At 41.8% G+C, this 13458-nt stretch carries 18 protein-coding genes; all 18 read right to left on the reverse strand.

The window, feature by feature from the left end; genetic code table 11:
• Positions 1-53 precede the first annotated feature (53 nt).
• Positions 54-386 (reverse strand): hypothetical protein, encoded by a 333-nt coding sequence (locus tag LPY66_RS15400; RefSeq protein WP_337985141.1) that lies wholly within the window; start codon positions 384-386, stop codon positions 54-56.
• Positions 387-681: 295 nt separating this feature from the next.
• Positions 682-1104, reverse strand: a complete 423-nt coding sequence (locus LPY66_RS15405; RefSeq protein WP_443112436.1) for a pyridoxamine 5'-phosphate oxidase family protein — start codon at positions 1102-1104, stop codon at positions 682-684.
• A gap of 259 nt (positions 1105-1363) precedes the next feature.
• Positions 1364-1612, reverse strand: coding sequence for a helix-hairpin-helix domain-containing protein (locus tag LPY66_RS15410; protein WP_337985142.1), 249 nt, complete (start codon positions 1610-1612; stop codon positions 1364-1366).
• Between the two features lie 4 nt (positions 1613-1616).
• A complete protein-coding gene (locus LPY66_RS15415; RefSeq protein WP_337985143.1) occupies positions 1617-1877 on the reverse strand; it encodes a DUF3795 domain-containing protein in 261 nt (86 codons plus the stop codon).
• A 213-nt stretch (positions 1878-2090) separates the two neighbouring features.
• Entirely contained in the window at positions 2091-2564 is a 474-nt protein-coding gene (locus tag LPY66_RS15420) for a hypothetical protein (protein ID WP_337985144.1), read from the reverse strand.
• An 11-nt stretch (positions 2565-2575) separates the two neighbouring features.
• Positions 2576-2725, reverse strand: coding sequence for a hypothetical protein (locus LPY66_RS15425; protein ID WP_337985145.1), 150 nt, complete (start codon positions 2723-2725; stop codon positions 2576-2578).
• An 80-nt stretch (positions 2726-2805) separates the two neighbouring features.
• A complete protein-coding gene (locus LPY66_RS15430; protein WP_337985146.1) occupies positions 2806-3267 on the reverse strand; it encodes a hypothetical protein in 462 nt (153 codons plus the stop codon).
• 209 nt (positions 3268-3476) lie between these two features.
• The gene (locus LPY66_RS15435) at positions 3477-3935 is read right to left on the reverse strand and encodes a GNAT family N-acetyltransferase (protein WP_337985147.1); all 459 of its coding nucleotides are present in this window, start codon (positions 3933-3935) and stop codon (positions 3477-3479) included.
• Positions 3936-4066: 131 nt separating this feature from the next.
• Complete coding sequence (locus tag LPY66_RS15440) at positions 4067-4714, reverse strand: hypothetical protein (RefSeq protein WP_337985148.1); 648 nt, start codon at positions 4712-4714, stop codon at positions 4067-4069.
• A 289-nt stretch (positions 4715-5003) separates the two neighbouring features.
• Positions 5004-5252 carry a hypothetical protein gene (locus tag LPY66_RS15445; RefSeq protein WP_337985149.1) on the reverse strand — a complete coding sequence of 83 codons (249 nt, stop codon included), beginning with the start codon at positions 5250-5252 and terminating at the stop codon, positions 5004-5006.
• A gap of 24 nt (positions 5253-5276) precedes the next feature.
• Positions 5277-5651, reverse strand: coding sequence for a hypothetical protein (locus LPY66_RS15450; RefSeq protein ID WP_337985150.1), 375 nt, complete (start codon positions 5649-5651; stop codon positions 5277-5279).
• 212 nt (positions 5652-5863) lie between these two features.
• Positions 5864-6286, reverse strand: coding sequence for a pyridoxamine 5'-phosphate oxidase family protein (locus LPY66_RS15455; protein ID WP_443112436.1), 423 nt, complete (start codon positions 6284-6286; stop codon positions 5864-5866).
• 302 nt (positions 6287-6588) lie between these two features.
• A complete protein-coding gene (locus tag LPY66_RS15460; protein WP_337985139.1) occupies positions 6589-7002 on the reverse strand; it encodes a hypothetical protein in 414 nt (137 codons plus the stop codon).
• A 157-nt stretch (positions 7003-7159) separates the two neighbouring features.
• Entirely contained in the window at positions 7160-8251 is a 1092-nt protein-coding gene (gene xerA, locus LPY66_RS15465; RefSeq protein ID WP_337985151.1) for a site-specific tyrosine recombinase/integron integrase, read from the reverse strand.
• 446 nt (positions 8252-8697) lie between these two features.
• Complete coding sequence (locus LPY66_RS15470) at positions 8698-9240, reverse strand: DUF6125 family protein (protein ID WP_337985152.1); 543 nt, start codon at positions 9238-9240, stop codon at positions 8698-8700.
• Between the two features lie 157 nt (positions 9241-9397).
• Entirely contained in the window at positions 9398-9532 is a 135-nt protein-coding gene (locus tag LPY66_RS15475) for a hypothetical protein (protein WP_337985153.1), read from the reverse strand.
• A 50-nt stretch (positions 9533-9582) separates the two neighbouring features.
• Complete coding sequence (addB, locus tag LPY66_RS15480; RefSeq protein WP_337985154.1) at positions 9583-13020, reverse strand: helicase-exonuclease AddAB subunit AddB; 3438 nt, start codon at positions 13018-13020, stop codon at positions 9583-9585.
• Positions 13020-13454 carry a YaiI/YqxD family protein gene (locus tag LPY66_RS15485; protein ID WP_337988112.1) on the reverse strand — a complete coding sequence of 145 codons (435 nt, stop codon included), beginning with the start codon at positions 13452-13454 and terminating at the stop codon, positions 13020-13022. Before LPY66_RS15485 ends, addB begins: the two co-directional genes overlap by 1 nt.
• Between the last annotated feature and the right edge of the window lie 4 nt (positions 13455-13458).

Consider the following 13458-nt stretch of genomic DNA (forward strand, 5'->3'; position numbering starts at 1 on the left):
ACGTAACCATAGACCCGAGATTCCATACTTATCTAACTAACCGACTTAATTGATCAGAAAGCCCATTTATGATCAGGGGGAAGGCAATCGTCACAAAGCAATTGCCCATCAACTGTAGCACCGTTACAAAGCTGAGTAATAGCATCTAGTTTTTCTCTATCTGTTACCCAACGATTACATTTTGAACATCGACCACAGTTTAAGGTACTTGGGTCAAGTACTATGCTTGAAGTTGATTCCCATTCAACCAGAACTCTATCTTCAAACATAATGTCTTTGGAAATCAGATTTTCTATTTGTTCAAACTGACCATTGTCTTTGTTAATTTCCGCCTCATCAATTTCCACAAGATAACTGGCATTAATCAAAACAGTCTTTCTTTCCATACTTTACCTCCTATCTAGAATAATTGAAGTTACACTCAACAATCATTTGAGAGTAAATCAAACAAGAATATCTACAATACGAATTGACCTTTTTAACCTACCCAAGAAATAGTAACTTTTTCCCCATACAATTCTCCGAAATGGTTATGTCATATAACGTCCCGCGAATTACCGAAGTCTGGTTATTACGTTCATATTCTCTCAGATTTTGGTAATTCGCTGTTATACGATGGGTTGTGCCCCCATACTCAGAGGCGGACAGGACGTCCGCCCCTACAACATACGTCTTACATACCTACTCAATAATTAAATCTTCGGATTTAAAATTACTATAGTACCTTCCACTTTGCGCAGTAAACTTTAATACACAATAATCCGGATCGGTAACTCCTCCGGGATAGTATAATTCGTCTCCATCACGCCATATCATCTCTTTTGATTCACTGTCCTCCAATACTTCCATTGTCCCTTTAAGCATTATTCCTCTGAAAAATCTCTTATCATAAAAATAAACACAGGCCTTTGGATTATCCAAATATTGTTTTACCCTCATTGACGATGTATTGGTTGTTAAGTATATGTACTTAATTCCTTCTCTCTTCCTTGGCGGTAACATTGCTTTCGAATTAGGAAATCCATCATTATCAACTGAACTAATAATTGAAACGCTCACTTTGTCAATCAGATTACCTATTGTTTTTTCCGTATCCCTCATCATCGGTAGCACTCCCTTTCAGAACGTTTTTCTACCCCAAAAACCACTATTACCTATTCCGTTCCGCGCCAGGACGGCGCGGCCTTTGCACAACCTGTCGTATAACGTCCCGAGTATTGCCGACGCGTCCCAACCACATTCATCTTTACTAAGTGTCGGCAATACTCTGTTATGTAAAGTAGCGCGCCCCCAGACTCAGAGGACGACAGGACGTCGGCCCCTTAAATACTTACATTGAACAGTAGAAATCCCTACATCGACCCTAATCTTTCCAATTCCACCATTTAAGTTTCTCTGGTTCGTGTATATCATTCTCAGCAAAATATACCGCACATCTAAACACATATAATTGGCATCTATCCACTCGGCAACCCTTCAGAGAACAATGTTGATCGTACATGCTCTGCGGATCTTGTCCTTTTAGTGATTCAATATTGGTATAACCCATTTCAATTAAATCTTTTTCGGTTTCCTTACCTACCCCAGGAATTTTTCTTAAATCTGTTTTCACGCTCTCACCTACTAAGCCATTTTCTACATTGCTCTATCCTTTTGCCATCATCACCTTGTTCTTTGTCATATGCAAATTGGTTGAGTAACTTACAAGGAAAAGTATCACATTCGCCACAATGCAAATGCTCTTTATTTTCACAACAAGCTTTTACCGGGCATTGCTCTCCCCAGAACGGTTTATCTATATTAACACAGCCTAAACAATTCGCTTTTTCTTTGTATTCACATTCCGTACATACGATCCCACACCTTGATTCAACCATATTCTTTTCTCCTCTTCTTTCATCCCGTATTTTATCCGCCACACGATGTGGCGGCCGTTCCTGCGCGCTATTTTATATAACGTCTCGCGTGTTTGCGACGCGTCCTAACCGCATTCATATTGACAAAGTGTCGAAAACACGCTGTTATACGCAGTGCAATGCCCCCGGACTCAGCGCCCGCCATGGACGGCGGGCCCTTCAATCACCTTGTTATCATTCTATAAAAATACAACAAAATGGCTTATTTAATAACTCGTAGTCAAAGCTATTTATCTGTGAAAAGTTAATTCGTTTACGAATTTTGTCCTCAAGCACAAATCCACTTCCAAACCAAATAGACCAAAGTTCAATTCTATTCCCTTTTTGAATGTTATTGAATAAATATTCCTTTATTTGATTTTTCCATCTTTCGTCTATGTTTCGCTCAAGCCAGTAAACATTTTTCCTCGTTATATAATCATCTAAACGATCTGGGGGATTATTACAGACCGAGATATGTAAACCTCCGAGTTCTGATTCATCCGCAGCATATAATACTTCCACATCATCGTCCAGTTCCTCCCATGGAACAGGTCCTCTAGGCAATGGTGTTATTTTCTTGATGTCCCTTACTTTGAGTTTTTGAAATCCACTCAAGTCAATCTCTGGTAAAACATTATCTGATGCTATAAATCTAAACAGACTCATACGTCCCTCCATTAACCGCCGCCATGGATGGCGGCCTTTCGCATTGCATTGCGTATAACGTCCCGCGTATTGCCGACGCGTCCCAACCACATGCATCTTTTCCAAGTGTTGGCAATACGCTGTTCTACGACGTATCGTGCCCCCAGACTCAGCAGCGCCACGGACGGCGCTCCTTAAATTTCTACCAACGAGCTCCTTAATAACAAAAAATATGACACGGTGCCGATAAATAGATAACTTTCTAATGTGCGAACGGCAACTCTTCCTTAGATGATATTTCCTTTTCAATATACATTTTTAACCTTTGAATTTTTTTACTTTGTGCAATCAGAATAAATTCGTAATATTTCTCAAAGTTCTTATTCGCTAAATCAATAATCCTTCTCTTTGCGTTATTAATCTGATCGGTAATATATTCTGAGGTATATTTTGTCTGGGACTTCTTTTCTAAGACAAAGCCACAAACAATTATTCTTGGCAAGACATCTTTAAATCTATAAAGACTGCCCAATTCTGCTTCAAAGTAAAAATCTCTCCAATCCCAGGAACATCCAAACCAAATATTGTGAGTATTGTTATTAAACAAAAACGAAGGTTGAATCCACCCTTTTGGCAGACAATATCTTGAAAAGCCTAATTCTAATAATGTTGGCTCTAATTCTTTCTTGAATATATCTTCAAATATCTTTTCTGACTCTCTCATAACATTTAACCTCTCAGTATTCCTTTCGTCCGCGCCAGGACGGCGCGGCCTTTGCACGATATGTCGTAGAACGTCCCGTGAATTCCCGAAGTCTGGTTACTATCTGCATATTCTCTCAGATTTTGGGAATTCACTGTTATATGACGTTTCCTGCCCCCAGATTCAGAACGCGCCACGGACGGCGCGTCCTTAATCAATCCGTTTCCATATTATAGCCGTAATCTCATTTCGGGACACTCCTGTTTTGTAAAACCTAGTTTTTCGTACAATCGTTCTCCATCCGCCGATGCAGAAAGATCAATTGATGACACTCCTAGATTTTTTGCTTCTTCAATTATTTTGATGACTGCTTTAGTAGCAAATCCCATTCTTTTATATTCAGGATAAGTTAATACATTAAGTAATGTTCCTGTTTTACCGGTAATAAACGAAGGACTGGCTGGTTTTTCAGATATAGAAAGAAATGCAGTTGAAGCTATTTTATTATCCACCTCAACTAATATGGCTAGAAATTCTTGATTAATATGCTTTTTAAAATAGCTTGGTAGCTGTAAACGAATTGAAGCTTCATCATCAGGTGACAATGTTCCAAAAAAAGTTGATAGAAAATCTAATCTTAACTTGATAAGTATATTGATATCTTCTATCCCCGCTTTTCTAACCTCCATCATCCATACCTCTTTTATCAATTATTCCCGCCATGGATGGCGGGTCAAGCAGGAAATGTCATATAACGTCCCGCGTATTCCCGAAGTCTGGTTACTACTTTTTTATTCTCTCAGATTTTGGGAATACGCTGTTATACGATGTTCCCCTGGCTTTCATCAAGCTTGTTAATAAAATCAAGGAATAAGGGCAGCCCATAGTCTTCTCTTTCCTTCAAAAATTTTGTCTTCTTATCAACGATATCTTTATAATCAGATTTTCCCAATAATCTTGCCATTGCAACAGCACAAATGGCCCTATGATAATGAATAGGCGCATGCCTCCATCCCTCTTTATCATCTCTAAGCAAGACTTCATAAACATTCTCTAGCTCAGAATATTTCTCAATGTACGGCACGGCAACTTCCATTACATATATATAAATATCATCGCAAACCGGACCAATATCTTCGAAATTGTTTATAGTCCATCGTTTTTGCCTTCCATTGATAAAGTTTCCTATCTCTGTCCCGATTGTACACGTCATTTTCTTCTCTCTATCTTTAATAAGTTTGTTAGACGCATTTGCCATATCTTCAACCTTGTCGATTCGAATACCTACACTTACTGTAATATCAAAATCTGTGACATGGTTGATAAAGCCGAGATGAATGCTTGTTCGTCCATATTCGGTAAACTTCCAGAACGACTGCCCATGAATCTTTTTATCAAACCCAATTTGAACAAGTCGCTCAGATAATTGCTTTAACAAAACTTCCCTATGTTCTTTCATACTTGCCATAAATTAACACTCCTCAAAGGAATACCTCGACAGGGGAATATCGTATAACGTCTCGTGAATTCCCGAAGTCTGGTTACTACCTTCATATTCTCTCAGATTTTGGGAATTCACTGTTACACGAAGTCAGGTGCCCCCAGATTCAGAGGCCGACAGGACGTCGGCCCCTTAATCATCATCCATCTATACTTACATAGGATAATTGCATATCATCATCGAATTCAACTTCTATGATATGTTCATCCAATTCACTATTTAGCCAGGTTAATTTGCCCCATCTATTACTAATAATTTAAATTTGGGCTTCCTTTATTCCATTAACAATTTCATCCTTTGAGTAACTACCAGAGTAAAAATCAAGTAAACATTTGCTCAAAATATAACCAATTATTTCATGTTTTTTAGACAGATATAATTCAAAAATTCTGTTGGCGTAAGTAACCGATTTTTCGTCAAAGGCATCTTTCCGAATCTTCACCGATATACCATCAACTTCAATCTCATAAGAATTATTGGATAGAACAAAATCTTCTCTCTTCATATCACTACTTCCTCACATTATTGTTTAGTCTAACTCGACCTTTTTGTACCAATTCTTTAGCCACATACGATTTCCTAGCCCATTAACTGAATCTTCCTTTGAATACTCAAGTATTACTTCTAATGCTCTAGCCTCTAGATCACGAGGGTAAGCCATATTTTCTAAAATATGATGCGCCACCCAAATATCATTTCTAAAATCTTTATGATTCAACAGTTCAGCAAAGTCATAAATTCTACATAAATAGTTTTCGTTTATTAACCGTGATATCATGATCATCCTGTCAACTGCTTTATTTGCCTTCCTTACTTCACTTTTATCTCCATAATTGATATCGGCGTTAACTTTAACGCAATCTTTGTATTCCTTTATAAGTTCCTCAAAACTGTGATTCTTCAAGTAAAACACCTACTATCAATTTAACTTTTAAATCCGCGCACGGAGGCGCGGGCAATGCACCTGATTTCGTGTAACGTCCCGCGAATTACCGAAGTCTGGTTATTACGTTCATATTCTCTCAGATTTTGGTAATTCGCTGTTATACGATGGGTTGTGCCCCCATACTCAGAGGCGGACAGGACGTCCGCCCCTACAACATACGTCTTACATACCTACTCAATAATTAAATCTTCGGATTTAAAATTACTATAGTACCTTCCACTTTGCGCAGTAAACTTTAATACACAATAATCCGGATCGGTAACTCCTCCGGGATAGTATAATTCGTCTCCATCACGCCATATCATCTCTTTTGATTCACTGTCCTCCAATACTTCCATTGTCCCTTTAAGCATTATTCCTCTGAAAAATCTCTTATCATAAAAATAAACACAGGCCTTTGGATTATCCAAATATTGTTTTACCCTCATTGACGATGTATTGGTTGTTAAGTATATGTACTTAATTCCTTCTCTCTTCCTTGGCGGTAACATTGCTTTCGAATTAGGAAATCCATCATTATCAACTGAACTAATAATTGAAACGCTCACTTTGTCAATCAGATTACCTATTGTTTTTTCCGTATCCCTCATCATCGGTAGCACTCCCTTTCAGAACGTTTTTCTACCCCAAAAACCACTATTACCTATTCCGTTCCGCGCCAGGACGGCGCGGCCTTTGCACAACCTGTCGTATAACGTCCCGCGAATTGCCGAAGCGTCATACTACTTTCATATATTCTAAGTTTTGGCAATTCGCTGTTATACGAAGGCCGGCAAATTCCCGCATGCAAAATATACGAGTTATTTTTACTTACAAATAATCAGTCTATCTATAATTTGCATGTATTATTTGAATTTCTATTATGGGAAGTGATGGAATATACTTCTCTTGCAGCTTAGTCCCACCATACCGAAAATACCGAAAAACCTTCTTTTAGTAGAGGTGCTACCTTTGGCTCTCCGAATTGATAACCTTCACCAATATCACTAGGCTGTAAATCAGATATGAAGTTAGATACTTCTTCAATACTCAGATTTGATAAGATATATACTCGTTCCGAAAATGGCCAATAATCTTCTTCAACCTCATATATTTCTACTAATATGTCCTGTACGCAATCTTTGTCTCTTAAAGTCATGAGCACGCTATAAAACTTTTCAATGCCCGGGTGATCTAATAAATTACATCCAATAGAGCTTTCATCAGTATTTCCTTCAAAAAAATCTTCTAAAGATACAACTGGTAATGAGTGAGATGGTTCAGGTATTAATTTTTGCGTATTTATTTTTCTAATCAGGTCATCTCTCATAAAACTTCCTACCTCCCTATTTTGACCCAGGCTTTAGTATAACGTCGTATAAACGCATATTTTTTGCGGTTTAAGTCCTAATTCTGGAGTATAGCCGCATGTGTTGCGGTTATATTGCTTTTAGCAGAAAGTTCAATTCGCAATTGTTTTTAAATGTCTACAAATCCATGGTGTCAATCGGGCTGTGGATTTTGGCAAGATCTTTTTTGCTGACGTGGGTATAAATTTCGGTTGTTTTTGAGTTTTTATGGCCTAGAAGTTCCTGTATATATCGTAAATCGGTGCCACCTTCAAGAAGGTGCGTCGCGAAAGAATGCCTTAAGGAATGTACCGATACATCCTTTTTTATATTCGCTTTCAGACATGCGGCCTTAAAGATATTCTGAACTGTCCGCTCCGATATGTGGCTCCCTTCCTGCTCGCCTTTGAAGAGCCATTCTGAGACTTTATATTGACTCACATATTTTCTTAAGATATTTAACGTCGATTGCGAAAGAATGGAATAACGGTCTTTTTTCCCCTTTGCTTGTCTAATATGGATGAGCATTCTGTCTTTATCGATATCGTTCACTTGCAGGTTGATAACTTCACTTACCCTTAATCCAGCTGAATAAATAAGAAATAAAATGGCACGATGTTTAATATTAGATACCGTAATGAGGATTTCTCTAACTTCTTCCTGGCTTAATACATCTGGAAGCTTTTCCTCCTTTTTGGGGCGAGGTAAATTATAGTTGATGTCACTTCTTTCTAATACTGTAAACAACAAAAATTTGATCGCGCTTACTACCTGATTAACGTAGGAGTGGGAACGTTTTTTATCTGCTAGTACATACAAGAGATATGTTTGAATAGTCTCAGTAGTTATTGCGCTCAATTCTTTCGGTGTAAACATTAAAAACTGGTTGATATGGCTAAGATAGCTTCTTCTTGTTTTAAGACTATAGCCCTTTAGGATAAGTCTTTCTTCCATTTTCCCTTGGATCTTCATGATACTTTCGGTTTTTGACTTTATCGAATTCAACCATGCTTTAGTGATCGGATCCAAAACTAAATCGCCGTTAAAGACTCGAAAAAGAGATGATAGCGTGTCTTCTGACCTGGCTAAGATCCAGCATTTTTTCCCTTGATCCCATGTTCGTCCCTTTATTGTTTTAATTTTTTCGACACGTTCTGCCGTATAGTCAAACATCACTAAGAGCTCCGTTTGATTTATTGGATTAATTTTAACCCAGACAGCCATTTTCATCCCTCCGATATAAGAGGCTATTCCCCAAAAATCACATTTCTAATTATTCCCACTAAGAGGAGAGTCGTCTGGTGGTTTATAGCGGAGTTATTTAGGATGATAGAAAATATATACAGACAAACAGACAAATAGATAAACAGATAATTAGATAAACAGTAAACAGATAAACAAATCAATAAGTATAAGATAGATAATTGATGATTAACATGATTAATACAATAAAAAGACTATATCTTAATTCCACATTTTTACTTATTTTCCTCTAAAAAATATCAATTATTTGCCAATAAAGAACAAAATAACCAGATCGTTATGATTACGGCTGGTTATTGGAGGAGTATTATATTCAAGTCTGCAATATTTCCTTTTTGGGCAATTTATCGGTTACCTAGGTTAATTAGCAGTTACCTACCGTTTAATTTCGGCTAATTACCGGTTAACTTGGACTAATTACCAGTTACTTGCCTGTTATCTTCCTTCAGTGTAAACAGCCAGGAACAGCTGCAAGATTCGTCGGTGACATCGGGGAAGCAGCTCAAACAGGTACATGCAATACGTGGATCAATGACTTTGGCAAATCCATCATACTCAAGGAATCCAACGGGTTTGCATGGATGGTAAGCCAGATTTTTACGGCTTCTGGCCGTTTGAACCCGACAGTCCAGTATCCGATATGTCAAGGTATTGCCGTCGATCACGATTTCACTGGGGTTGATGTGCGCAGCGAATCGTAAGCGTAACGCCTGGGCTAAACCTTCCAGCCCGGCCTGTTCAGGAAGCTTGAGAAATTCTTTTAGTCGCTTGGCTTCAATCGCTGTATAACGCTTCCATGCTTCGCCGTCATGATACATTGCTTCATCCATACCGAATTTGCGCTCGACCGACTGGAACCATACCCCGTCTAATGCGGTCCAGTTCTTGGCGTAAATTCCGATCAGTTCGATCAATTCTTCCTTTGACATGGCGTTCATCATTTCATTGTCTATCATTTCTTCCTCCGAATTCATAAACCCTTCTTTTAAGAGCGCTCTCTACGTATCAGTTACTATTACTCGGGCAATTAAACTTCTAAAAACCACGTTCATAGTTTCCTATAAAATAACGTGTAATGGTCAAACCATTTAGACAAATAATCACCGCACATCGCTAATTTATCACATTGATTGCGTTCATCTGTTCATTATAGTCATTATATTCATCGTATTCAGATCGAATGTATCTGTTTATCGTGTTCATCGTGTTTACCGTGTTCATCGTGTTTACCGTGTTTACCGTGTTCATCTGTTTAGCGTATTCAGCCCCCTACGGCCATGCTCATGATACGTGCCGTGTTATTGTCCGCCGAGAAGTCCCCAGACTTCCTCATCCTTTTTGTCCGTCAGCAGGCGAAAAGTGTTTTCTTTCCGTGACGGATCAAATTGGCAGACGGCCGCATAGCTGCAGTATTTGCAGGATGTTGTCCCCTTTTTCTTATAGGGACTGATGGCGACATTGCCGCTCATAATTTCTTCACATAAACCCTGCAGCAGATTCTTGACATAGCGTCGCAATATCTGGAATTGTTCCAGGGATGCCGCGGAAGATTTCCCCAGGCTGTCATCCTTGTTGATTCGGGCGGGAATAATTAATGAGGAACCGTCGATTGTCCGGTCCATTTCCTTGATCAGTTTGACATCCGCCAAGAGCAGGCCTTTCATTTTCAACTGCTTCATAATTTTTTGTTCGATCTCAGTTTCCGACAGCTTGCCGTTACTTTTAACAAAGGGATCATCGATTTGGAAATAGAGGATTCCGCCGGGAAGCACGGGCTGTTCAAGCGCCAATGCCTGGTTTTCCCACAAGGCATCCAGATAGGTAATCAGTTGGATCTGAAGCCCGTAATACACGTCGGCCAGTTTAAAATCTTTATTGCCGGATTTATAATCGACGATTCGGAGATAGGTGCCCTCTTCCGTCTTGAGCGCGTCGACCCGGTCGATCCGGCCCACGAGATGGACCTCCTGTCCTGAACCCAGTTCAATAACGATGGGCGGGAACTTCTCCCCTTCCCCGAACCCCAATTCATAGCCGAGGGGTTCGAATCCGCTGCGTCGCAAATGTTCCACGATCATCCAGACAGCCCGCGTGATCACGCGTTTTAATCTTCCGGCCAGCGCGGCGTAGCGTTTGGATGCGGCCAGACCGGAACCCTGCATGGAATTCAGCATGACATCGACGATGAGCGTTACCTGCTCCCTGCACCAGTCTCTCTCCATATCCCGCCACAGCAAATTTCCTTCGGCAGCTTGCCGTGAAAACGTTTCGATAACAGCATGCATAAATGTCCCAACATCCGGCGCACGGAATTGAAATAGTCTTCTTTCCTTGGCCTTAAGACCGTATTGCAGATAGAAGGCGAACTGACAGGATGTATATTTCTCCAGCCGGGATACGCTGGCATAGGCGGTCTCACCATACAATGCCCTGATCTTTTCCGGACTTACCGGATTGGCAAGGTTCCGGATAAAAAACGCATCGTGAACTGCCCGACATTGGGCTTGCCACTCTGTCTTTTCTTCATACCAGCGGTAAACGTCCTGCCACCAGGGTTCGATTGCTTGCCCCTCCGCCTTGAGTCGGAAGGCCGCCACCATCTGCCGAAAAGCCGGGGACTGACCGGCAAGGCTATCCAAGCCTGTTCCCGTTTGCAGGAGATTACTCTCCTGTTTGATCTGAGGAAAAAGTTTTCGCAGGCGATAGATGATCATCGAAGGCCGTAAGCTTTTTCCTTCCTGGTCGGCGATGGGCCAGCTCAGCCGCAGATAGTGTGACGCTGTGGTCAACGCACGATAAACGAGGTATTGTTCATTAAAGGCTTGGGATTGGGTATCATTGGCAAGTTCAATACCCAAGCGATTCAATGAGGCTCTGTCCTGATCGGAAATAATCCCTTCCGCTAAAGCGGCGGCAGGAAATACGCCGTCGTTGACGCCCAGGATCAAGAGGGCTTTGAGGTCGTGGCTGCGGAAACGCTCGATGCTTCCAATCAAGACTTGATCCAGCGACGCCGGGATAATTCCGATGGTGTATTCAGCCAAGCCGATCGTTAAGGTATCGGCAAATTTTTCCAAAGTTAGGGCGTCATCGCCCATGACTTCCACTGTCTGGTCCAGGACATGCATCACAATGTTCCATACCTGGCTATATTCGTTGGCCAGCTCGAGCAGTCCGTTATCCTTAAAATACTGCTGATAGGCTTCGATTCTCTCGGGCACCCCGATCCCGCACAGAAAGTCATACAGCGCCTCGCCGATTTCCGAAGTTAGCCTTCTGTTCTTCGTCTTCTGACGAAAAGCAAGCAGCGGCCGGATGATTTCATTCCGGATTCGATTAATTTCCGCCAGTTCCTGAGCCCGTTCAGCACGCGCGCTGTCCGCCAGATTCTCTTCCGGGATCATTTCCGGAATCATTTCCCACTCGGCGCTCATTGTCCAACGATTGCCTCGAATACCGCAGGCTAAAACATAATTTTCGATGTGATCGATATCTTCCTGTTCTAAGCCGGTGAGTCCGGTCTTCAGATAGCGAAAGACGGCTTCATACGACCAGTTCTCACTGAAAATATCCAGCATCGCCAGAATCATCCGCACCAAGGGGTGATCGGTGATCGCTGTTTTCTTATCCAGGAAATACGGAATCCCATATTCGCTGAATACCGTTTCAATCAACCCTTCGTAAGCCGTGAGGTTTCTGCTGAGCACGGCAATATCACGAAAACGCAGACCACCGTCCCGGCACAGCCGGACGATTTCTCCGGCAGCAGCCTCGATCTCGGCATAGGGATTAACGGATGCTAATAGGGAAATATCCTTTGTCGGCGGTTCAAAAACGGGATACGGATATGCCGAATAATACCGTTCCAAGTGGGATAGTTCCAGACTGTCCTGAAACCTCGGCAAGGAGGATGTATTCAAGTTTACCGCCGGTTCAAGGGTACAGCCGTACTCTTGAACCAAGTTCACCAGCTTGCGGTAGGCCCCTTTTACCTCGGCAAAGACATCGGTTCCGCGCATCTGTGCCGATGTAAGCGATTCTGTGCACAGCGTGATATTGACCTTCTCGGCCTGGGTGAGAAGCTTGGCAATGATCAGATATTCCTGGGGGGTAAATCCGGCAAACCCATCGATCCAAATCTCTGCCCCGCGAAACAGATCCGTGTCCACCATCTTAGAAGCCGCCAGGGTTAAATCATCATCGCTGTCCCGATAACGATCCCGGATTGTTTCCTCGAATCCCGCATAAATTGTACGGATTTCCTTCAGTTTATCTTTAAGCGGATCGGTATCAGCTAAAGCACCTTCGGCTTTCTGCAGATCTTCCGGTCCGATATGGTAACGTTTCAGTTCCGTCATTAAAGCCGATAGCGTGCTAACAAACCCTTTACGGTCTGCGGAATGAGCAAAGACCGTCAGTTCGTCTTTCAAGGCGGCTAAAATTCGAAACAGGATCATTGATTTCCCTGCGGAGTGAATATGAGGAAAGGCAATCCCCCCGGCTTCATTAAACACTCTGAAAGCCAGCCGACGAAAGCTTAATACCTCGACCTCCAGGATCCCGCCCGTCTCCAGAACGGCGATCAGATCCTTTTCCGCCTGAAGGGTATACTGCTCAGGCACAAGCAAAATCAATGGTTTCCCTGTTGCCTTTCTTTTGATCTGTTCTTTGATGGCATGCAGACAATAATAAGATTTTCCGCTGCCAGCACGCCCGAAGATTACTTTTAAACTCATCATTTCTCCTCTATAATCCGTACAAACGCCGCTTCAAAGCGCTCATTGTCTTCCTTTGTCCGTTTTTTTGGGTTGTTGGTTCGTCCGCCGCTGCGCCGCACCTTTTGTCCCAGGAAACGTTCAAATAAGAGTCTTTCGATGTTGGCATCGGTATAGACCAGCCCGTTTTGGTTAATGGCTCTGGCCCCTTTCCCCAAAACCAGTGCTGCCAGTCCGAAATCCTGGGTCACGACGATATCGGTCTTCGCCAATTGCTTCATAATCGCCAAATTCGCACTGTCCCGGCCCTGATCCACCGTAATGACCGTACTGTACCCATCGTTAAGCTCATGAGCGGTATCGATGATCATGATGACAGGGATATCCTGACTTTTCGCAATCCGGACAATAATGTCCTTGACCGGGCAGGCATCGGCGTCAACAAGGATCTTCATCACA

The organism is Dehalobacter sp. DCM, assembly GCF_024972775.1.
Taxonomy (GTDB): domain Bacteria; phylum Bacillota; class Desulfitobacteriia; order Desulfitobacteriales; family Syntrophobotulaceae; genus Dehalobacter.

Coding starts and splice junctions, on each gene's coding strand:
- LPY66_RS15400 (WP_337985141.1), bottom strand. CDS start 386: ATGGAAAGAAAGACTGTTTTGATTAATGCCAGTTATCTTGTGGAAATT.
- LPY66_RS15405 (WP_443112436.1), bottom strand. CDS start 1,104: ATGATGAGGGATACGGAAAAAACAATAGGTAATCTGATTGACAAAGTG.
- LPY66_RS15415 (WP_337985143.1), bottom strand. CDS start 1,877: ATGGTTGAATCAAGGTGTGGGATCGTATGTACGGAATGTGAATACAAA.
- LPY66_RS15420 (WP_337985144.1), bottom strand. CDS start 2,564: ATGAGTCTGTTTAGATTTATAGCATCAGATAATGTTTTACCAGAGATT.
- LPY66_RS15430 (WP_337985146.1), bottom strand. CDS start 3,267: ATGAGAGAGTCAGAAAAGATATTTGAAGATATATTCAAGAAAGAATTA.
- LPY66_RS15435 (WP_337985147.1), bottom strand. CDS start 3,935: ATGGAGGTTAGAAAAGCGGGGATAGAAGATATCAATATACTTATCAAG.
- LPY66_RS15440 (WP_337985148.1), bottom strand. CDS start 4,714: ATGGCAAGTATGAAAGAACATAGGGAAGTTTTGTTAAAGCAATTATCT.
- LPY66_RS15445 (WP_337985149.1), bottom strand. CDS start 5,252: ATGAAGAGAGAAGATTTTGTTCTATCCAATAATTCTTATGAGATTGAA.
- LPY66_RS15455 (WP_443112436.1), bottom strand. CDS start 6,286: ATGATGAGGGATACGGAAAAAACAATAGGTAATCTGATTGACAAAGTG.
- LPY66_RS15460 (WP_337985139.1), bottom strand. CDS start 7,002: ATGAGAGATGACCTGATTAGAAAAATAAATACGCAAAAATTAATACCT.
- xerA (WP_337985151.1), bottom strand. CDS start 8,251: ATGAAAATGGCTGTCTGGGTTAAAATTAATCCAATAAATCAAACGGAG.
- LPY66_RS15470 (WP_337985152.1), bottom strand. CDS start 9,240: ATGATAGACAATGAAATGATGAACGCCATGTCAAAGGAAGAATTGATC.
- LPY66_RS15475 (WP_337985153.1), bottom strand. CDS start 9,532: ATGAACACGGTAAACACGGTAAACACGATGAACACGGTAAACACGATG.
- addB (WP_337985154.1), bottom strand. CDS start 13,020: ATGAGTTTAAAAGTAATCTTCGGGCGTGCTGGCAGCGGAAAATCTTAT.
- LPY66_RS15485 (WP_337988112.1), bottom strand. CDS start 13,454: ATGAAGATCCTTGTTGACGCCGATGCCTGCCCGGTCAAGGACATTATT.